Raw genomic sequence first — 19,450 nt, 5'->3', positions numbered from 1 at the left:
ACGGGTCCGGATTTGAAATGAATGGGGAGAAATAGCCTGCAAGTTAGGAATTATAAGCGCTTGCAGCACAAAATGCGTTACGCCGGCGGTTCGCCGCTGATCTCTTGCAGACCGCCGAGCGTCAGTTTTTTCAGTTCGATCAGATAGCCATGAAAGAAATGGGAAGCGGCAGGTATGACGGTGACCGGCACACGGTAAGGCGCGATCCAGTCAAAGACTTCCTGCAGCGGGACGACCTCGTCGCGTTCACCGTGGATCACAAGTGTGTTTTCGGGCAGCACGACCTCACGCCAGGCGAACCGTTTGACGGCGGTACCGACCAATATGAGTTGTTGCGGCAACGGTTGCGTGCGTTCCTGATCCAGCACGGAATACAACTGCGCGGCAACCGAGGAGCCGAAAGAAAAACCGGCCAGCAGCCATGGCTTGTCTGCCAGTTCCGGGTGAGCCGAGATGAATGCGTCAATCAGCGCATGCATATCTTCGGTTTCACCGCGCGCCTGATCGAAACTGCCTTCCGATTTTCCAACGCCCCTGAAATCAGGGCGCAACACGGCATAGCCGGCCTGTGCGTAGGCACGGGACAACGTCGTCACGACCTTGTTGTTACGCGTGCCGCCATGCAGGGGATGAGGGTGCAACACCAGGGCCCAACCCAGCGGGGAATCAGCCTGGTCGGGCCAGTCGACGAGACAGTCTATGCGCCCTGCTGCGCCCGTGGCGACAAAGGGTTCGGTTCGAATAGCCATTATTTGAGCGGTCCTACTTCAATCGCGCCGGGACGAAATTCAGTCGGCGTTCTGACCACGGCACCCAGCCGCGATTCGCCGGGCTTGAGTCCAAACCAGCCCGCACCCAGACCGTAAGTCAGGAGGTTGGCCAGGACAATAACGAAAAAAAGGGTGCGCATATCAGGCGTCCGGTGAATGCTGGGCGACGGCGCGCAGTCCGTCCAGAACCGGCGACTCGCACTCGATGATCGGTATTGTACCAAATCCCATATCAACGCTGAACGCGTCAATTCTCGCCTGCAGTTCGGGCAGGATGGCGGCACGGGCGCCCCCGGTGACAAACACCAGGGGGGCCTGACCAAGATGCTCGGCCACCTGCTGCCATTGACGCATGATCGCGCCGGTCTGCGCGGCCACGATGCCGGTTGCGATCGCCGCCTGGGTACCTTGTGGGAAAGGCGGCCACATCTGCCCCGGCATGGGCGCGATCGGCAAACGGGCAGTACCTGCCCCCAGAGACGTTTGCATCATACTGACCCCGGGAAAAATGAGGCCACCCAGAAACGTTTCGTGATCATCAATCGTATCGACCGTGGTCGCAGTGCCGAAGCTGACCAGCATCAGCGGTCGGTCAATCGGCTGCCGGGTCAGCACGCCCAGCATGCCGAGCCACCGATCGGGCCCCAGCTCGGCCGGGTTCAGATAGCAGTTTTTCAGGCGTAACAGGCGCGGGCCAGGCGTCTGCCATTCAATCACACGGGGGCTCAGAATAGTATCGAGTTCCTGCCGGATTGCATCTGAAGTGACACTGACACCAAGAGCCCGGGACGGCGGTTCGGGCAAGTTTCCGATCAGGTCGGCCAGGGCATTGAGACCGTCACTGGCAAAGGCGTATACGCGACCGGGGTCGATCGCGCTCGAATCGTTGGGTTCACAAGCGTTGCGATGCTCACTTGTGTCACGATATTCAAAGGAGACTTTGATACGGGAATTGCCGGCATCAAGCAGAACCGTAAGCATATCGTCAGTCCTGATCGCGGGGGCGAATGGAAATATCCCCGATGGTGATCGCGTGCCGCTTCCCTTCGCTTTCGACCAGCAGGCAGGCGTCCTGATTGACGCCGCAAGCCGCACCCGACAGCACGATCCGGTCATCGACAATGACGTTCACCTGCTGCTCGCGCAATGCGTCAATCTGCTCGTGTCGCGCCAGAAAGGCCTCGAAGCCCTGCTGTTCGTATTGGGCGAATGCGTCGCGCCACGCCCGCGCAATGCGCGCCACCAGGAGCGCGATATCCTCGGATGGCCCCGGATCCTGATTCAAATCACCCAGCACCGACGTCCAGTCGGCCACCTTGCGGCCCAGGTGACGGGTCAGTTCGACAGCGCTGGACAAATTCATGCCCATGCCGACGATCACGACGTGATGATCCTTTGATTCACGCTTCGCCGGACGGGTCGACTCAACCAGCAAGCCCGACAACTTCGCCTGATCGTACAGAATGTCGTTGGGCCACTTCATCATCAAACGATCCTGGACAGCGGGACCCGTGATTTTGCGCAACTGTTCACACGCCACGATCCCGGCGACGGGGGCCAGCATAGGCAAACGGGCCGGCGGCACATATACGTCATAGGCACAGGAGAACATCAGGGTGGAACCGGGTGTATCCTGCCAGCGCCGCCCTGCCCTGCCACGCCCGCTGGTCTGGGTATGCGCCCCAAGCAACGCCGGACGTCCCATATGCGACTGCGTATTGCGCACGTCCTGCATCAGGTTCATATTGGTCGAGCCGACCTGCTCGACCCAGGCGATACTGGCGAAATCCGGCAGGGCCGAATAAAGGGTTTTCTGCAGAACAGAAACGCTGGGTAACAGGGACATGATTTATTTCAAATAAGGTTGCAGGGCAGACATGATTCTATCGGTCGCGCCCTCATGCAGCGATAGCCATTCTTTGGCGGCCCGGCTCATGCCCAGGCGCAGCTCGGGATTGTCCAGAATGCGCAGACTCAGGGCAACTGCCTCAGCGGGCGTCTGGGCGCGGCGGGCTGCGCCTTCGGCCAGCGCATCCTCAACCGACTGTTGAAAATTGCGTGTATGCGGCCCTACGATCACGGGCAGTCCGAGCGCACTGGCCTCAATGTGATTCTGCCCGCCCAGTTCGGCAAAACTGCCCGCGACAATGGCCACATCGGACAGGCCATAATAGAAAAACATTTCGCCTACCGTGTCGCCCAGCAACACGTCGACCGTACGCAACTGGCTATCGGTCGGAAAATCGCTGCGCCGGCAAAAACTCAGGCCGTTATCGTCCAGAGACTCGGCCACTTCACCAAAGCGTTGCGGATGACGGGGAATCATGACGAAGAGCGGCATGGCATTGCGGGCTTCGGCCTGCTCTGCGGATGAGGCAGTGACATCGTTGTCGCCGGGCCGGTCGCGCCTGGCGTCCGGATATTTTTTTCTGACATCCGCAATGGCACGGATAAACAGCTCGTCCTCGCCTTCGCGTGTGCTGGCAATCGCGATCACCTGCCGCCCGATATGACGTCTGGCAACCTGCCCCATATGCGACTGTTCCGGCGAAATCCGCAGATCAAACTTCAGATTGCCCACCACGCGGGTACGTTTTACCCCGATATCGGACAGGCGCGCGGCATCCAGATGGGTCTGGGTCAGAATCAGGTCAATACTGGTGAGCGCCTTGCGCAGAACACTGCCCAGCAATTGTCCTCGCCGTAATGACGAGGCGGAAAAACGCGCACTTGCGACAATCACCGGGATGTTCTGTTTTTTACTTTCGGCCACCATATTGGGCCAGATTTCGCGTTCAATCAGGATGCAGCAGCGCGGTTTCCAGTAATTCAGAAAACCGTCGACTGCATCGGGAAAGTCATAAGGCACCCAGGCCTGGCACAACCTGCCGGTCTTGATGGCCGGAGAGAACAGTTTCGCGCCATTGGACCGCCCGGTCTCGGTGAAATGGGTCAGCAACACCGGCAGGCCCTGATCGAGCAATGCCTGTATCAGCGGCTGCGCCGCCCGCGTTTCTCCCAGACTGACCGCATGCACCCATACCGGCCGGGCAAAGCCGAAAACGGTTTCGGCGTAGCCGTCCTCTTCATCATGAGGCCCCGTCTGCACCCTCTCGCTGTACTGACCATAGCGCTCGGACCCGCGTATATCCCAGACCCCGCCCGCCTTGCGTGCGCGGCGCTCAAGCCACCATAACAGGATGGGGGAAGCCAGTTTCAGGGTTGCGGTATAAAAAAAACGATTCATATTGTGGTTGTGAGTACCGGTTGGGCGACAAAACGGGCAATCAGGCCAGCAACGCCTGTTTCAGTTTCGACACCACCATATCGCGCGTGGGTGGCACTCCCCGGTCACCCAGGCTGGCGGTAAAACCGGCCCCTTCCAGCGGCGTGCGCACCGGCGTCGAAGCACTGTAAATGCCGATAGTCGGGCGACCCAGCGCTGCCGCCAGATGCGTCAGACCACTATCGAGACCAACCATGATTTTGCAGGCTGCCAACAGTTTAGCAATTTCAGTCAGACCCATTCTGGGTAAAACTTCGGCATTATCGAAATCCCGTATAAGTGCCTGCGCCCTGGCGCTTTCCTTTTCGTTGCCTGCCAGCAGCTTCAGACCCAGTCCGGCCTGCTTCAAAATTTCAAAGACCGCCAGCCAGTCCTGTTCGGGCCAGAGCTTATCGTCGCGGCTGGCCGACGGCATGATAACCGCGTAATCCTGAATGGGCGTACTGTCGGTGAACCGCTGCAGACCGAAGTCGGGCTCACCGGAGAACGTGTACCCCAGGGAGGCCGATGCAAGCAGCCGCTGACGCAGCACGGCCGGCTGCCAGAACTTCACTGTATGCCGCTCGTGATAAAACAGCGAAGCCAGCGATTCGCGGGCGGAAGCCCAGTCCAGGCCATGGCGGCGTCCTTTTGCCTGCCGCACCACCCAGGCCGACTTCATCAGTCCCTGCATGTCCAGCACGATATCATAGTCACGCTTGCGCAGATTCCGGGCGAATGCCCGTCGCTCAGCGAAGGAGGAACGTGAGAGCCAGTTTTTGCGCCAGCGACGATGGGATAACACAATCACTTCGTGTACCGCCGGATGCCAGGCAGGAATCTCGGCAAAGTTTTCTTCAACGACCCAGTCAATCAGCGCGTCCGGCACGTAACGATGAATGTCGGAGATAGCCGGTAGCATATGCACCAGATCTCCCAGCGAAGACGAGCGAACAATCAGTATTTTTTTTGTCATCGTAGCGGTGTCGTTGATGAGTTCAGGTCAGGACAATTCCAGTTCAGCCAGTATTGGCGCATGGTCCGAAATCCGGGCCCACGGACGCCCTTTGAGGACCTGTGCCGAGAGGATGGTAAACCCACGCTGGTACATGCGGTCCAGCCGCAGCCAGGGGAACATCGCGGGAAACGTACGGGGCGGCGCCAGCTGGTCTACCGACATGAGTCCGCGACCATCCATCATACTGCGCAAAGAAGTCTTCAGGCGCGGCAATTCATTATCGACCCGCAGCGGGCTGTTGGCAAATACTTCATGCAAACCCAGCTCCTGATCAAAATAAGGTGCCAGTTTTTCATTCCAGTCATTGAAGTCACCCGCCAAGATCAGCGGTTCATCATCAGGTACCAGACGCCGGATGCGTTCGATAATGGCCCCCACCTGCCGTCCGCGACTGGCGGCAAACAGCCCCAGATGAGCCACGAAACAGTGCACGTTGCGGCCGGCAATTTCAACCTGGGCGTGCAACACGCCGCGCTGCTCCAGACGGTGATCCGAGATATCCTCGTTTTCGTGATTCACAATACGAAAACGCGACAGCAGCGCATTGCCGTGATCGGTATCGGTTCTGACGGCATTGCAGCCATAACAGACATCCATGGACAAATGGTTTGCCAGCATGTCCTGCTGGGCATGCAATGATTCGACCCGGGTATTGCGGCCCTGGACTTCCTGCAGAAACACCAGATCGGCGCCCAGACCCGTCAGCCCGCTCTGCAGATCGGCAAGCGACTCCCGCTTGCCGAACGCCGATTTGCCTTTGTGTATGTTGTAGCTGACGACTTTAAGTGTGGTCATGATATTTTTGTTATACGAACAGAAACAGACGGCCCAGCAGATCCAGAACAAAACTGATGAGCGGCAGCAGAATCGTCTGCAGCAGGCCAAATGCGATCAGGCCAAGCAAAATGAAAAATCCGTACGGCTCCAGCCGCTGATACTGCATGGCCATGCGGGGCGGCAAAAACCCGGCAACGATCCGACTGCCGTCCATGGGTGGAATGGGCAGCAGATTGAAAATCATCAGGACAATGTTCAGCGTAAAACCGGCAATGGCCACTTTCCACCAGTAGCTGTCGAGTTCACCGGCGCCCAGCAACAGGCGTGCCGCGATGACCCACAAAATGCCCATCAACAGATTGGACACGGGCCTGGCCAGGGCCAGCAGCATGCTGTCCCGCCGTGGTTGTGAAAACTGGGATTCATTTACCGGAATGGGCTTGGGCCAGCCGATCACAAACCCGGTGTTAAGCGCGATCAACAGCAACGGCACCAGAATGGTACCAATGGGGTCGATGTGTTTAGCGGGGTTCAGAGTCAGTCGGCCCAGCATAAGCGCAGTGCGATCGCCCATTTTGTGGGCCGCAAAGCCGCGCGCCGCTTCGGGCAGTGTAATGGCCAGCACCAGGGGAATGGCGTAAATGGTGATGGCACGGATAATTTCATCCATGATAACGGGCGCTCCCCTGGTGTTGAGCGAGCGGGTGGGGTACGGCGGCGACCCCATGTCCGGGAACACACCTGTACTGCCTGTTTATACAATGGGCGCCGGAGGCCACCGGCGCGACTGGAACGACTGAGTTCAGCATATTTTTCATGATCCTATTTTAATCGTGAAAAACCGTAAATGAATGACAATCACGCGCCCCTTGTCATTTCAACTGCGATGACATCTTGCATTCGGTTACGTGATTTGCGGTTTTTTGTTTTGCAATCCCGTATAAAATCGGGTCGCAGCCATATAATTTCAACAAAAACCTGTCTGTTTTGTCGGGCAGGATTGCGACAGAGGGAACAACATGCGATTAGACGATCAGGAACAAAGCAGTAATGTCGAAGACCGCCGCGGCGCCGGTGGGTTTGGCCGCGGAGGCGGCATGCGGCTGGGGGGCGGCAAGATCGGCATCGGAACAATCGTCGTTGCGCTGGCAGCGTGGTACTTCCTGGGCATCAACCCCATGGCCATTTTAGGCGGCGGCGACATCATGCAGCAGGAGCCTGCAGGACAGTCGCAACAATCGGGGCAGCCAGTCGCTAATGATGAAGACAAGGTCTTTATTTCCAAGGTTCTGAAAACCACCGAGACCGTCTGGTCAGGCATTTTCCAGCAGAACGGAGCCACGTACCAGAATCCGTCCCTGGTCCTCTATTCAGGCGCGACCCGCTCAGGCTGTGGCGTTGGCCAGGCGGCAATGGGTCCGTTCTATTGTCCCGAAGATCGCAAGGTTTATCTGGATATGAGCTTTTTCCACCAGATGGGCGCTCAGATGGGTGTGCAGGGCGATTTTGCCCAGGGTTATGTGCTGGCGCATGAAGTGGGCCACCACGTGCAGAATCTGCTGGGTGTAATGGACAAAATGGCCAAGGCGCGCAGTTCCATGAACGAGCGCCAGGCGAATGATCTTTCCGTGCGCGTTGAATTGCAGGCCGACTGCTTTGCCGGCATCTGGGCGCATGAGCTGCAAAAAGAAGGTACGATTATTGAAGATGGCGATATCGAAGAAGCCATGAATGCGGCGGCGGCCGTGGGTGACGACCATATCCAGAAACAGGCCCAGGGCTATGTGGTGCCCGACTCCTTCACGCATGGCTCCTCGCAGCAGCGCACAAGCTGGTTCAAGCGCGGCCTGGCTTCGGGTGATATGAAACAGTGCAATACGTTTGCTCAGCAATAATTGCGCAGGGCCGGCCGACACGCGCTCAAGCGTTTATCTGAAGCTTTGGACGAGGAAACTTTCCAGATGTGTGCATCCTGTCGTTGCGCACGCCCCGCCCGGCCGACCCCGCTCACACCCTCGGATTCAGAATTTCCTTTTACGACGGGCTTCGCTTTGCGCGCGATGGATATCGTGCGTCATAAATGAAATATCGTTGTCGGGCATGGCCAGATAGTCGGGATGTGACAGCGTATTGCGGATGTCCTTGAGTCCCGATTTCCAGTGATCGCGCATGGCGCTCATGCCGAACTGGTAATCCTTGTTGTAGGATTCATATTCACGATCGCGGTAAATCAGCTGAATGACATTGCAATGCTTGCTATCGGCGATGGCGCGGGCCATTTCCAGCGTGTCCGCGTCCAGTTCATTTTCGTCGGGCAGTTGCTCAAGCACTTTGGCCATGACATTGCGCATGCGCTGCATGCGCGCCCACTGGTTGGTCACCAGCCTTGTGCGGCTTGAATACTGGATTTCTTTGACCCGGTCATACACCTGCAGCATATTGTCGGGCAAATGCCCGCGAGCGCTCCACAGATCGACCTGGAAAACCAGCGTATCGGCATTTACTTCCGCATCCAGCACATAGCCCAGCGGCGTATTAGACATAATGCCGCCATCCCAGTAATACTCGCCATCAATCTGCACGGGTGCAAAAGCCGGCGGCAGCGCGCCTGAGGCCATAAAATGCGCCGGCGTCAGATGATGTCTTTCGTTGCAGAAATAGGTAAAGTTGCCGTTGCGAACGTTGACCGCTCCCACTGAGACATTCAGATGCCCGCTGTTGATCAGATCAAAATCGCAGAGCCGCTCAAGCGTCTCGCGCAAGGGTGACATATCATAAAACCCGACCTGTTCAACATTGCTTTTCATGTAAAGCGACGGGGGCGGGAAACGCGGCGTAAAGAAACCGTTCTGTCCATCCATGATCGCCGACATGCCATACAGGGCCGACAGACTGCTGCGAGTCAGATCATTGAAGCGGAACAGGCTTTGCTCTACCCACGGAAACAGGCCAAACCCGTTGTTTGACTGGCAAATCGTATTCCAGAACTCATGCAGCCTCTCGGCCCGCCGCGCCGGCGGATTACCGGCAATAATGGCGGTATTGAGGGCGCCGATGGAAATGCCGGAAATCCAGTTGGGTTCGATCCCGGCTTCCTGCAATCCTTCGAAGACACCGGCCTGGTAGGCGCCCAGGGCGCCACCGCCCTGCAACACCAGTGCGATTCGCTCGTAATCGGGCAACTGAACCATGGTCGATCTTACTGCATGAACCAGCCGTGGCTGACCACGACCGATTGACCAGTAAGCGCGTTGTTGGGAAACGCAGCCAGAAAGAGTGCCGTCTGGGCGATATCCTGCGGCGTCGTGAATTCACCATCTACCGTGCCGGCCAGCATCACTTTCTTGACGACCTCTTCTTCGCTGATGCCCAGCTCCTTAGCCTGTTCGGGAATCTGTTTTTCCACGATCGGCGTACGTACAAAACCCGGGCAGATGACATGTGAGCGCACATTGTGAGCCGCCCCCTCCTTGGCCAGCACGCGCGCCAGACCAAGCAGGCCATGTTTTGCCGTAACATAGGGCGCCTTGAGCTTGGACGCTTCATGTGAATGGACCGATCCCATATAGATCACCACCCCTTTTTTCGCTTTATACATGTGCTGTAATGCCGCTTTGGTGGTCAGGAAAGCGCCGTCCAGATGAATCGCCAGCATCTGCTTCCACTTGGCAAATTCAAATTTATCGATGGACTCGATGGTTTGAATCCCGGCATTAGACACCAGAATATCCAGTGCACCGAATTTGGCAACCAGATCATCCACACCCTTGTTGACCTGCGCTTCGTCGGTCACATCCATGGCAATGCCAAAAGCCTTGCCCCCTGCCGCATTGATTTGTTCAGCAACCTTGTTGGCGCCATCCAGGTTCAGGTCAGCAATACCTACAGCGGCACCGGCTTTCGCATATGTTTCGGCGATTTCTTTGCCCAGCCCGCTGGCCGCGCCGGTCACCAGCGCAACTTTGCCGGCCAGCGATGTTTGTACTTCGGTTGTCATAACGTCTCTCCTGAAATGTCAATGAACAGAGGATTATTCCCAAAGGCACGTGTTTTGGGGCCACATGCTTTGGTATAGAAGAAATAGGATCTGTACAGCGCAATAGCAAAATTATAGTCTCGCTTACCTGACTACACCGTGACGGTTGTCGGAACGAGTGGAAATCGGCCATAAAAAAACTGCACCTCCAAGAGCCGGACTCATAGCCCAACCTTTGGAGGTGCAGTTCATTGTGGCGGTACCGGTTTCTTTACCGGCTTATTCGACGACTGTTTTGTTACGCAACCGGATATGCAATTCACGCAATTGCTTTTCGTCGACAGGCGATGGCGCCTGTGTCAGCAGACACTGTGCCCGTTGTGTTTTCGGGAAAGCAATCACATCACGGATGGATTCGGCACCGGCCATCATGGTAACCAGACGATCCAGGCCCAGGGCCAATCCGCCATGCGGTGGCGCGCCATATTGCAGCGCGTCCAGCAGGAAGCCGAATTTGGCGCGGGCTTCTTCGTCGCTGATGTTCAGCGCGCGGAAGACCTTGCTTTGCACTTCTTCGCGGTGGATACGAACGGAGCCGCCCCCGATTTCCCAGCCATTGAGCACCAGATCGTAAGCCTTGGCATAGGCTTTGGACGGATCGGACGTGAGGAAATCCTCGTGCCCGTCTTTCGGGCTGGTAAACGGATGATGCGCGGCGAAATAACGGCCTTCCTGTTCATCGTATTCGAACATGGGGAAATCCACCACCCACAGCGGTTTCCAGCTGTCTTCGAACAATCCTTTGGATTTGGCAAAATCACTGTGACCCAGCTTGACACGCAGGGCGCCAATCGCGTCGTTGACAATTTTGGCCTTGTCGGCGCCAAAGAAAATAATATCGCCGGCGGCCGCGTCCGTACGCCGCAAAATTTCGGCAATGGCTGCGTCGTGCAGGTTTTTCACGATAGGCGACTGCAAGCCTTCGCGTCCCTTGGCTGGGTCATTGACCTTGATCCAGGCCAGTCCCTTGGCACCGTAGATGCTGACGAACTGGGTGTAATCATCGATTTCTTTGCGTGATAGCTCGGCGCCGCCCGGTACGCGCAAGGCGACAACGCGCCCGCCCGGTTGAGCTGCAGCGGAAGCAAACACCTTGAAGTCTACGTCTTTCATGACGTCGGTCAGCTCGGTGAACTCCAGCTTGACACGCAGGTCAGGCTTGTCGGAGCCAAAGCGCAGCATGGCTTCATCCCAACTCATGATCGCAAAACGCGCATCCAGCTCAACATTCTGCACCGCTTTGAAGACATGGCGCACCATGCCTTCAAAGATTTCACGGATCTGCTCTTCGTTCAGGAATGAGGTTTCGCAATCGATCTGGGTAAATTCAGGCTGACGATCAGCGCGCAGATCTTCGTCGCGGAAACATTTGACGATCTGGTAGTAACGATCAAAACCGGCCACCATCAGCATTTGCTTAAACAGTTGCGGAGACTGCGGCAAGGCAAAAAACTGGCCGTCATGCACGCGCGAAGGAACCAGGTAATCACGAGCGCCTTCAGGCGTACTTTTGGTCAGCATGGGGGTTTCAATGTCAATGAAACCCAGGCCATCCAGATATTTGCGTACTTCAATAGACACCCGATAGCGCAGCATCAGGTTGCGTTGCATTTGCGGACGGCGCAGATCCAGGACGCGGTGCGTCAAACGGGTCGTTTCCGACAGATTTTCGTCATCCAGCTGGAACGGCGGCGTGACCGAGGCGTTCAGGACTTCGACCTCGCGACACAGCACTTCGATCTCGCCCGACACCAGTTCCTTGTTGGACGTTCCTTCGGGACGACGGCGCACCAGGCCGGTTACGCGGATGCAGTATTCATTGCGGATTTCCTCTGCCGTGGCAAAGGCCTGCTCGTTATCGGGATCGAAAACGATCTGAGCAATGCCTTCGCGATCGCGCAGATCAATGAAGATGACGCCACCGTGGTCGCGGCGACGGTGCACCCAACCAAAAAGGGTGACAGTTTGATCCAGCTGGTCAAGGCTGACTTGACCGGTATAGCAGGTACGCATGAAAATGCTCCGAAATTCTTTTGACGTGTGTGTAAATGCTGAACAGCACAGCCCGACCCGGGCCGCACTGCCTTGGCGGCACATGGACTCAGGCCGCGCTGCCTTCTGAAGCGGCGCCCGACGATGTTGCCGCAGGCGCTGCCGGCTTGGCCGTGGTATCTGATGTGGAAGCTGAATTGCCCGATCCGGCTGCATCACCGCTGCCGGTTTTGCTCGCCCCGCTGGAAGCACCATTATTGCCGCCACGGAAATCGGTCACATACCAGCCCGACCCCTTGAGCTGAAAACCAGCCGCAGTCACTTGCTTGGAAAACGTATCCTGTCCGCATTCGGGACAGGTGGAAAGCGGTGCATCCGACATTTTTTGCAGCACATCCTTGGCATGGCCGCAGGCGCTGCATTTATATGCATAAATAGGCACAACGAACTCGCAAAAAACAGGGTGAAAAGGAACGTGTTCCCTAAACCGGCACGTATCCCCAAATTAACCCCTTATTTTATCGCAATTTAAACCCCTGTATTTCCCAGAAGTTGCACCGGGAGCAAAAACATGGCTGCGGCGACCAGCGTAGGGATCAGTGCTGCCAGAAACAGATATTTGGGCGAGATGGCCTCGTCCGGGAAACACCCTTTGAGAATGGAAAATCCGGCCGGATTGGGCGCATTGGCAATCACCGTCAAGCCGCCGCCGGTCACCGCCCCGGCCACCAGCATATAGCGCCAGACCTCGTTGGTGCCTTCGACCAGTGACCCCAGATAGGTCAGTGCCGCGTTATCGGTAATCGCCGTCAAAGCCGTGGCGCCCCAATACAGCAACGTAGGCGACAGACCCGCCAGCAGGTCCTGCAACCACCACTGCTGCATGCCGCCCAGCACGATCAGCCCGGCCAGAAAGAACGCCACCATCAGCGCTTCCTTGATCATCAGCTTGTCCTGATACTGTTCGTAGGCGGTGCAATAGCCCACAAACAGCATCATCAGTCCGATGAAAATGGCCGGATGATGTGCAAACACGACGATGCTGCCAAGAAACACCAAGTGGATGAGGATTACAATCCAGGGTACGGGCGCGCGTGCCTGATCCTGATTTTGCTCTTGCTCACGCGCATGCTGGCTGGCAAGCAACAGCTCATGGCGCATCAGAAAGGTCAGCACGCCCGCATTGATCACCACCGCCAGCGCCGCTTTCCAGCCAAAATGCGTGGCCATATAGACGGTATCCCAGCCGAAGGAATGAGCGACCATCAGCACCGGAGGCGCGGCATACGAAGTCAGCACGCCACCAATGGAAATATTGACGAACAGCACGCCCACGGCCATATATTTGAAGCGGGTATGACTGCTGTGATCAAAAAACGCCCGCTTGAGCAACAGCGCGGCCAGCGTCATTGCTGCCGGCTCGGTAATAAAGGAACCCGCCAGAGGCACCAGCGTCAGTGTCAGCAAAAAGGTCGCAATCGACGTCGGCAGCGGCACCACGCGCGCCAGAAACCGCACCACCGTGCCCACCAGCACCAGAATGGGCCGGCTGGCAGCCACCACCATGATGGCAAAGACAAACAGCGGCTCCGTGAAGTTGCGGCTGTCCATGTACTTGACCGCACTATCGAGCCCGCCCGTCACGCCCATGAATATGATCAGAATCGCCGCCCACAGGCCGAACACGGCCTCCACTTCGGAAAATGCATGCCACAAGCCTGAATGCGGGCCGCCCTGATGCGCACGTTTGGCAAAAAACGGCACCGAAAAGGTGTGCACAATGGCAATCGCAAACAGTACCGTTGCGATCAATTCAATCTGATCCGGCATTATTGTCCTTTATTTGTAACGAACGGAAATGAGGGATTTTAAGGACAACCCGTGGCCGATTTCAATCGAAACACCGGCATGTAAGGGTTTATCTGTGCGACCCTGGCGCAGCGACATTGCCGCAGGCATCCAGCCATGCCTGGCAAAGCGCCTGCATCCCGACCTTGTCTGCCTGTGTGAAACGATCCGGATTGGGACTATCCACATCCCACACCCCGATCAGCCGGTCATTCTTCACCAGCGGGACCACAATTTCGGAACGAGATGCCGCATCGCAGGCAATATGACCTGGAAACGCGAACACATCGGGCACAAGCTGAACTTCTCTGGTCGCCGCAGCAGTTCCGCATACGCCCTTGCCCATCGCAATGCGAACGCAGGCAATCTGCCCCTGAAAAGGCCCCAGCACCAGCTCGTGACCATCATGAAAATAAAACCCGGCCCAGTTCAGATCAGGCACCTGATGATAGACCAGCGCGGCCAGATTGGCCGCATTAGCGATCCGGTCCGGCTCCCCGTCAAAGAGCGAACGGGCCTGGGAAACCAGGGTCTCATACATGGCTGCAGGCGACTCAAAAGTGCGTGTAGGTTCGAAATTGAACATAGATAATCTGAAAGAGTTGAGAAGCGATTGTAGCCAAAACCAGCGCCAGTGCAGGAAAAACCATCACCACCGCGGCGGAAATGGTCCGGTTCGGCGCCGCCGCGGCCCTTGTGGCGACAAAAGCGCAGCAAAACCTTTAAAATCCCTTTTTCACATTCACCCGAAGCGCCCTCGCGCGCCGATCAGCACAGACCATGTCGAGCCCGAACACCGATCTTAATGACATTCGCCATAATGACTGGGTAGAACACCATTTACCCGCATCCTGGCGACCTTATGCACGGCTGTGCCGCCTGGACCGGCCCGTCGGCACCTGGCTCACGCTGCTGCCGTGCATTGCCGCGCTTATTCAGGCGCAACATGGCGTGCCTGCGCTTTTGCGGTTTGTCGTGTTCTGCCTGGGAGCCCTCCTGATGCGCAGCGTGGGCTGCACCATCAATGACATATGTGACCGCAATTTCGATAAACATGTCGAGCGTACCCGCTTCAGGCCCCTGACCAGCGGCCAGATAACACTGAAACAGGCGTTCATCTTCCTCTTTGCGCAATTATTTGTTGCGGCCCTGCTGCTGTTTTTCATCAACAGCTACAGCCGCTGGCTCGCCGTGGCACTGGTGCCGCTGGTGTTTATCTACCCTCTGTGCAAGCGCTTCACCTACTGGCCGCAACTGGTATTGGGCATCGCGTTCAATTGGGGTATGCTGATGGCCTGGTCCGACACCACCAATACCGTGCCGCTGGCGGCGGTACTCATGTGGATGGGGGCGGTCACTTGGCAAATCGGTTACGACACCATTTACGCCTACACCGATATGAAAGACGATGAACAACTGGGCTTGCGCTCCACCGCCCTGCGCTTTCGGGACCAGGGGCTGACCTGGCTTATCGGGTTCTATGTTGCGACCATCGTACTCTGGACCGTCCCCGGCATCATGCTGGGATTCAACTGGCTATACTATCTGTTCATGGCAGCGATTGCCGCCCATTTCTACTGGCAGCTTGCCACATTTGACATTCAGAAACCGGGACACAGCTTTGCGCTGTTTCGCGCCAACATCTGGACCGGCCTGCTGCTGGTCGCCGGCTCGCTTGGCGGAACACTACTGTAATCAGCACCGGACTAACCCGGAAGTACAACAAGCCAATATGCACTCCACGCCCGAGAACGCACATTGGGATATTTGGGTTAACCCTGCATTCTTATTTGAAAAAACGCAAAAATAATCTAAATAATCTGATGGTTAACTAATTTTTAAAGGGTTAACCCTAATATTATTTTTCCCGTGATTTCGGTACGCTCAGCGTCATTCATCCGAACTGACTTGAGTTGCATATGGCTACCACTACCACGCTTGGAATCAAGGTCGATACCGACCTGAAAAACCGCCTTCAATTTCACGCCGACAAACTGAACTGTACGCCGCACTGGCTGCACAAGCAGGCGCTGATCACCTATCTGGAGCAGATCGAGCGCGGCCTGACGCCCGACGAGCTGCGTCACCTGACACCCGGCACCACCGACAGCGAGGGAGCAGTGACTTATCCGGCGGACAATCTCAAGCCGCCCTTCTACGAATTCGGACAGGACGTCCAGCCGCAGTCGGTGCTGCGCGCAGCAATTACCTCAGCTTATCGCCGCCCCGAACAGGAATGCGTGCCGTTGCTGCTGGAGCAAGCAACGCTGGCCAAGCCTGAACAGACGCGCGAACTCGCCCTGAAGCTGGTCAAGTCCCTGAAAGACAAAAGCCCCGGCGGCGGCGTGGAAAGCCTGATCCAGGAATTTGCCCTGTCCAGCCAGGAAGGCGTGGCACTTATGTGTTTGGCCGAAGCATTGCTGCGCATTCCCGACCGGGCCACCCGCGATGCCCTTATCCGTGACAAAATCAGCCACGGCGACTGGAAATCCCATATGGGCAGTTCGCCTTCCCTGTTCGTCAACGCCGCCACCTGGGGGCTGATGCTCACCGGCAAGCTGGTCGCAGTCAACAGCGAACAAAACCTGTCAAAAGCCCTGACCCGCATGATTGCAAAAGGCGGCGAGCCCCTGATCCGCCAGGGCGTCAATATGGCCATGCGTATGATGGGCGAGCAGTTTGTGTCCGGCCAATCCATCTCTTCGGCCCTGGCCAACAGCCGCAAATTCGAAGCCGAAGGCTTCCGCTACAGCTACGATATGCTGGGCGAAGCCGCAACGACGGCCGCCGATGCGCAACGCTACTATGAATCCTACGAACAGGCTATTCACGCCATCGGCAAGGCCTCGGGCGGACGCGGCATTTACGAGGGGCCGGGCATCTCCATCAAACTGTCCGCCTTGCACCCCCGCTACGCGCGCGCCCAGCGCGATCGCGTCATTGGCGAGTTGCTGCCGCGCCTGGTCGCACTGACCCGGCTGGCCCGCTCTTACGATGTCGGCATCAATATTGACGCTGAAGAGGCCGACCGCCTGGAACTCTCGCTGGATTTGCTCGAAGCCTTGTGCGCCACGCGCGAATTTGAAGGCTGGAACGGCATTGGTTTTGTTATCCAGGCTTACCAGAAACGCGCCCCCTTCGTCATTGACTATGTGATCGACCTGGGTCGCCGCACGCGCCACCGCCTGATGGTCCGACTGGTCAAGGGGGCCTACTGGGATACGGAAATCAAACGGGCCCAGCTGGACGGGCTTGAAGGGTATCCCGTCTATACCCGCAAGGTCTATACCGACGTATCCTACCTGGCCTGCGCACGCAAGCTGCTGGCTGCGCCTGATGCCGTCTATCCACAATTTGCCACCCACAACGCGCAAACTCTGGCTGCCATTTATCATCTGGCCGGCAACAATTACTATCCAGGGCAGTACGAATTCCAGTGCCTGCACGGCATGGGCGAACCCCTCTATTCCGAAGTGGTTGGCAGCAAAAAACTGAACCGCCCCTGCCGGATCTATGCGCCCGTGGGTACCCATGAAACGCTGCTGGCCTATCTGGTGCGGCGTTTGCTGGAAAACGGCGCCAACACGTCTTTTGTGAACCAGATTGGCGACGAAAATATTGATATCAACACCCTGGTTGCCAATCCCATTGAGGTAGCCAGCGCCATTACACCACTGGGCGCTCCTCACGAAAAAATTCCGCTTCCACGCGATTTGTACAGCGTGAACGGTGAGCCCGGCAGACGCAATTCCAGCGGCATTGACCTGAGCAACGAACACCGCCTGGGTTCGCTTGCCGCCGCACTGCTCAATGGCGCCAGCGAACCCTGGCATGCCGCCCCGACCCTGTACGAGGCTGACAAAGACCAAAGCAACGCGAGCCGCCGTAAACCCATGCTTAATCCGGCCGACCATCGGGACGTGGTTGGCGAAGTCATCGAAGCCAGCGACGAGGACGTGGCGCAAGCCGTGGCCGCAGCCACCACCATGGCACCCATCTGGCAGGCCACCCCCATCGAAGATCGTGCGCGTGCCCTGCGTCGCGCCGCCCAGCTTCTGGAAGCGCGCATGCAGCCGCTGCTGGGTTTGATTGTGCGCGAAGCCGGCAAATCCCTGCCCAATGCCATTGCCGAAGTGCGCGAAGCGGTCGATTTTCTGCGGTACTACGCAGACCAGATCGAAGACAACTTCAATGAAGATCGCCACCGTCCGCTGGGACCGATACTGTGTATCAGCCCCTGGAACTTCCCCCTGGCCATTTTCACCGGACAGGTCAGCGCGGCGTTGGCTGCGGGCAATACCGTACTGGCCAAGCCGGCCGAGCAGACGCCGCTGATTGCGGCGCAGGCCGTGGCCATTCTGCACGAAGCCGGTATTCCCAAAGAAGCGGTCCAACTGGTTCCGGGCGATGGCGAGACCGTCGGCGACCAGTTGGTGTCTCACCCTGATATCCGCGGCGTGATGTTCACAGGCTCGACCGAAGTGGCCCGCATCATTGCCGGCAAGCTGGCAGGTCGCCTGGACAATCATGGTCACCCGATTCCCCTGATCGCCGAAACCGGTGGCCAGAATGCCCTGATCGTGGATTCATCTGCACTGGCCGAACAGGTGGTCTACGATGTGCTCAATTCCGCTTTCGACTCGGCCGGGCAGCGCTGTTCCGCCTTGCGTATCCTGTGCATCCAGGAAGATGCGGCCGATCACGTTCTGAATATGATCAAGGGCGCCATGAAGGAGTTGTCCGTTGGCTGTCCCGATCTGCTGTCTACGGACGTCGGCCCCGTCATTGATGCATCGGCGCGCCAGATCATCGAGCGTCACATTCTCAAAATGCGCCAGTCAGGCCATGCGGTAGAACAACTAGCCCTGGACCGGACCACGGAAAACGGTACCTTCGTATCCCCTGCCCTGATCGAACTCAATGACATCAGCGAACTGGAACGCGAGGTCTTTGGCCCGGTCCTGCACGTCGTGCGCTACAAGCGGCAGGAGCTGGATGCGCTGATCGATAAAATCAACGCAACGGGCTACGGGCTGACCTTCGGGATTCATTCGCGAATCGATGAAACGATTGCCTATGTGAGCGATCGTATCCACGCCGGCAATATTTATGTCAATCGCAATATCGTGGGCGCTGTGGTCGGCGTGCAGCCCTTTGGCGGACAGGGCCTGTCGGGCACCGGTCCCAAGGCAGGCGGCCCGCTCTATCTGTATCGCCTGCTGTCTCAGGGCAACGACGATATGCCGCGCGGCATTGATCTGCCTGGTCTGAATCCTGCCGGCACCGTGTTGCCCGGTCCGACCGGTGAAACCAATGTGTATCGTCTCGTGCCACGCGGCACCGTGCTGGCCTGGCCTGCATCGGCCGAAGGGGCGCGCCTGCAACTGGAGCAGATTCTCGAAACCGGCAACCGTGCGCTGTTTGTGGATGCGCCTTCGGTTCGTGACTGGACCGGATCTGCCCTGACGGTCGACCAGCGGCAACGGGTTGAATACCTTGCGGAAGAGCGGATTGCCGAGGCGGCGTTTGACGCTGCGCTGTTTGAAGGTGATGGCGACACTCTGCGTCAATTGAATCTGCAACTGGCAGGTAAAAAGGGACCGATTGTGATCGCCCAGGGCCTGCAGACCGATGAAATTGTCCAGGGGCAGCGTTACGCCATCAGCGGCCTGGTGCATGAACAGAGTATCAGTACCAACACCGCCGCTGCCGGCGGCAACGCCAGCCTGATGACGATCGCGTAA

The 19,450-nt window shown here is 57.5% G+C and carries 18 protein-coding genes; 4 read left to right on the top strand and 14 right to left on the bottom strand.

Translation table 11 applies throughout. From position 1 onward, the window contains the following. Positions 1-77 precede the first annotated feature (77 nt). The 8 genes from W822_RS33995 to W822_RS33970 are packed head-to-tail and all read right to left on the bottom strand — an operon-like array spanning position 78 to position 6,500. Entirely contained in the window at positions 78-749 is a 672-nt protein-coding gene (locus W822_RS33995) for an alpha/beta hydrolase (RefSeq protein ID WP_024005105.1), read from the bottom strand. Next, positions 749-910 (bottom strand): hypothetical protein, encoded by a 162-nt coding sequence (locus W822_RS46505; RefSeq protein ID WP_024005104.1) that lies wholly within the window; start codon positions 908-910, stop codon positions 749-751. Before W822_RS46505 ends, W822_RS33995 begins: the two co-directional genes overlap by 1 nt. A gap of 1 nt (position 911) precedes the next feature. Continuing rightward, positions 912-1,751, bottom strand: coding sequence for a type III pantothenate kinase (locus tag W822_RS0123550; RefSeq protein WP_031242655.1), 840 nt, complete (start codon positions 1,749-1,751; stop codon positions 912-914). Positions 1,752-1,755: 4 nt separating this feature from the next. Next, positions 1,756-2,616, bottom strand: coding sequence for a biotin--[acetyl-CoA-carboxylase] ligase (locus W822_RS33990; protein WP_024005102.1), 861 nt, complete (start codon positions 2,614-2,616; stop codon positions 1,756-1,758). Positions 2,617-2,619: 3 nt separating this feature from the next. Further along, the gene (locus tag W822_RS33985; protein WP_024005101.1) at positions 2,620-4,017 is read right to left on the bottom strand and encodes a 3-deoxy-D-manno-octulosonic acid transferase; all 1,398 of its coding nucleotides are present in this window, start codon (positions 4,015-4,017) and stop codon (positions 2,620-2,622) included. A 40-nt stretch (positions 4,018-4,057) separates the two neighbouring features. After that, positions 4,058-5,011 carry a lipopolysaccharide heptosyltransferase I gene (gene waaC / locus W822_RS33980; RefSeq protein WP_024005100.1) on the bottom strand — a complete coding sequence of 318 codons (954 nt, stop codon included), beginning with the start codon at positions 5,009-5,011 and terminating at the stop codon, positions 4,058-4,060. Positions 5,012-5,038: 27 nt separating this feature from the next. Continuing rightward, positions 5,039-5,848 carry an endonuclease/exonuclease/phosphatase family protein gene (locus W822_RS33975; RefSeq protein WP_024005099.1) on the bottom strand — a complete coding sequence of 270 codons (810 nt, stop codon included), beginning with the start codon at positions 5,846-5,848 and terminating at the stop codon, positions 5,039-5,041. A gap of 10 nt (positions 5,849-5,858) precedes the next feature. Further along, positions 5,859-6,500, bottom strand: coding sequence for a site-2 protease family protein (locus W822_RS33970; protein WP_024005098.1), 642 nt, complete (start codon positions 6,498-6,500; stop codon positions 5,859-5,861). Between W822_RS33970 and W822_RS46740 the strand changes: the two genes are divergently transcribed. Further along, positions 6,499-6,630, top strand: a complete 132-nt coding sequence (locus W822_RS46740) for a hypothetical protein (RefSeq protein WP_301280273.1) — start codon at positions 6,499-6,501, stop codon at positions 6,628-6,630. The two genes, W822_RS33970 and W822_RS46740, sit on opposite strands and share 2 nt — an antisense overlap. Positions 6,631-6,849: 219 nt before the next feature. Further along, positions 6,850-7,725 carry a KPN_02809 family neutral zinc metallopeptidase gene (ypfJ, locus tag W822_RS33965; RefSeq protein ID WP_024005097.1) on the top strand — a complete coding sequence of 292 codons (876 nt, stop codon included), beginning with the start codon at positions 6,850-6,852 and terminating at the stop codon, positions 7,723-7,725. Between the two features lie 126 nt (positions 7,726-7,851). On the opposite strand, the gene W822_RS33960 is transcribed toward ypfJ, so the two are convergent. The 6 genes from W822_RS33960 to W822_RS33935 form a co-directional block, all read right to left on the bottom strand. After that, a complete protein-coding gene (locus tag W822_RS33960; protein ID WP_034279557.1) occupies positions 7,852-9,021 on the bottom strand; it encodes a DUF3734 domain-containing protein in 1,170 nt (389 codons plus the stop codon). Between the two features lie 8 nt (positions 9,022-9,029). Continuing rightward, entirely contained in the window at positions 9,030-9,827 is a 798-nt protein-coding gene (locus tag W822_RS33955) for a 3-hydroxybutyrate dehydrogenase (protein WP_024005095.1), read from the bottom strand. A gap of 258 nt (positions 9,828-10,085) precedes the next feature. Next, positions 10,086-11,879, bottom strand: coding sequence for an aspartate--tRNA ligase (aspS, locus tag W822_RS33950; RefSeq protein WP_024005094.1), 1,794 nt, complete (start codon positions 11,877-11,879; stop codon positions 10,086-10,088). A gap of 88 nt (positions 11,880-11,967) precedes the next feature. Beyond that, on the bottom strand, positions 11,968-12,300 hold the full coding sequence (locus tag W822_RS33945; RefSeq protein ID WP_024005093.1) for an FmdB family zinc ribbon protein: 333 nt from the start codon (positions 12,298-12,300) through the stop codon (positions 11,968-11,970). Positions 12,301-12,386: 86 nt separating this feature from the next. After that, the gene (locus W822_RS33940; RefSeq protein ID WP_024005092.1) at positions 12,387-13,688 is read right to left on the bottom strand and encodes a putative Na+/H+ antiporter; all 1,302 of its coding nucleotides are present in this window, start codon (positions 13,686-13,688) and stop codon (positions 12,387-12,389) included. 88 nt (positions 13,689-13,776) lie between these two features. Beyond that, positions 13,777-14,292 (bottom strand): GAF domain-containing protein, encoded by a 516-nt coding sequence (locus W822_RS33935; RefSeq protein ID WP_024005091.1) that lies wholly within the window; start codon positions 14,290-14,292, stop codon positions 13,777-13,779. 194 nt (positions 14,293-14,486) lie between these two features. Here W822_RS33935 and ubiA point away from each other — a divergent pair, with 194 nt between their 5' ends. Both ubiA and putA read left to right on the top strand, forming a co-directional pair. Next, the gene (gene ubiA, locus W822_RS33930) at positions 14,487-15,401 is read left to right on the top strand and encodes a 4-hydroxybenzoate octaprenyltransferase (RefSeq protein ID WP_024005090.1); all 915 of its coding nucleotides are present in this window, start codon (positions 14,487-14,489) and stop codon (positions 15,399-15,401) included. A gap of 224 nt (positions 15,402-15,625) precedes the next feature. Next, entirely contained in the window at positions 15,626-19,450 is a 3,825-nt protein-coding gene (gene putA / locus W822_RS33925) for a trifunctional transcriptional regulator/proline dehydrogenase/L-glutamate gamma-semialdehyde dehydrogenase (protein ID WP_024005089.1), read from the top strand.

The sequence above is a fragment of the Advenella kashmirensis W13003 genome (assembly GCF_000506985.1).
Classification (GTDB): Bacteria; Pseudomonadota; Gammaproteobacteria; order Burkholderiales; family Burkholderiaceae_B; genus Advenella; species Advenella kashmirensis_A.
Note: the sequence above shows the minus strand (reverse complement) of the source record. Positions and strands in the feature narration are given on the sequence as shown.

What these genes read in the sequence shown, in the direction of transcription:
- W822_RS33995 (WP_024005105.1), bottom strand. Translation starts at nt 749, where the DNA reads ATGGCTATTCGAACCGAACCCTTTGTCGCCACGGGCGCAGCAGGGCGC.
- W822_RS46505 (WP_024005104.1), bottom strand. Translation starts at nt 910, where the DNA reads ATGCGCACCCTTTTTTTCGTTATTGTCCTGGCCAACCTCCTGACTTAC.
- W822_RS0123550 (WP_031242655.1), bottom strand. Translation starts at nt 1,751, where the DNA reads ATGCTTACGGTTCTGCTTGATGCCGGCAATTCCCGTATCAAAGTCTCC.
- W822_RS33990 (WP_024005102.1), bottom strand. Translation starts at nt 2,616, where the DNA reads ATGTCCCTGTTACCCAGCGTTTCTGTTCTGCAGAAAACCCTTTATTCG.
- W822_RS33985 (WP_024005101.1), bottom strand. Translation starts at nt 4,017, where the DNA reads ATGAATCGTTTTTTTTATACCGCAACCCTGAAACTGGCTTCCCCCATC.
- waaC (WP_024005100.1), bottom strand. Translation starts at nt 5,011, where the DNA reads ATGACAAAAAAAATACTGATTGTTCGCTCGTCTTCGCTGGGAGATCTG.
- W822_RS33975 (WP_024005099.1), bottom strand. Translation starts at nt 5,848, where the DNA reads ATGACCACACTTAAAGTCGTCAGCTACAACATACACAAAGGCAAATCG.
- W822_RS46740 (WP_301280273.1), top strand. Translation starts at nt 6,499, where the DNA reads ATGATAACGGGCGCTCCCCTGGTGTTGAGCGAGCGGGTGGGGTACGGC.
- W822_RS33970 (WP_024005098.1), bottom strand. Translation starts at nt 6,500, where the DNA reads ATGGATGAAATTATCCGTGCCATCACCATTTACGCCATTCCCCTGGTG.
- ypfJ (WP_024005097.1), top strand. Translation starts at nt 6,850, where the DNA reads ATGCGATTAGACGATCAGGAACAAAGCAGTAATGTCGAAGACCGCCGC.
- W822_RS33960 (WP_034279557.1), bottom strand. Translation starts at nt 9,021, where the DNA reads ATGGTTCAGTTGCCCGATTACGAGCGAATCGCACTGGTGTTGCAGGGC.
- W822_RS33955 (WP_024005095.1), bottom strand. Translation starts at nt 9,827, where the DNA reads ATGACAACCGAAGTACAAACATCGCTGGCCGGCAAAGTTGCGCTGGTG.
- aspS (WP_024005094.1), bottom strand. Translation starts at nt 11,879, where the DNA reads ATGCGTACCTGCTATACCGGTCAAGTCAGCCTTGACCAGCTGGATCAA.
- W822_RS33940 (WP_024005092.1), bottom strand. Translation starts at nt 13,688, where the DNA reads ATGCCGGATCAGATTGAATTGATCGCAACGGTACTGTTTGCGATTGCC.
- W822_RS33935 (WP_024005091.1), bottom strand. Translation starts at nt 14,292, where the DNA reads ATGTTCAATTTCGAACCTACACGCACTTTTGAGTCGCCTGCAGCCATG.
- ubiA (WP_024005090.1), top strand. Translation starts at nt 14,487, where the DNA reads ATGTCGAGCCCGAACACCGATCTTAATGACATTCGCCATAATGACTGG.
- putA (WP_024005089.1), top strand. Translation starts at nt 15,626, where the DNA reads ATGGCTACCACTACCACGCTTGGAATCAAGGTCGATACCGACCTGAAA.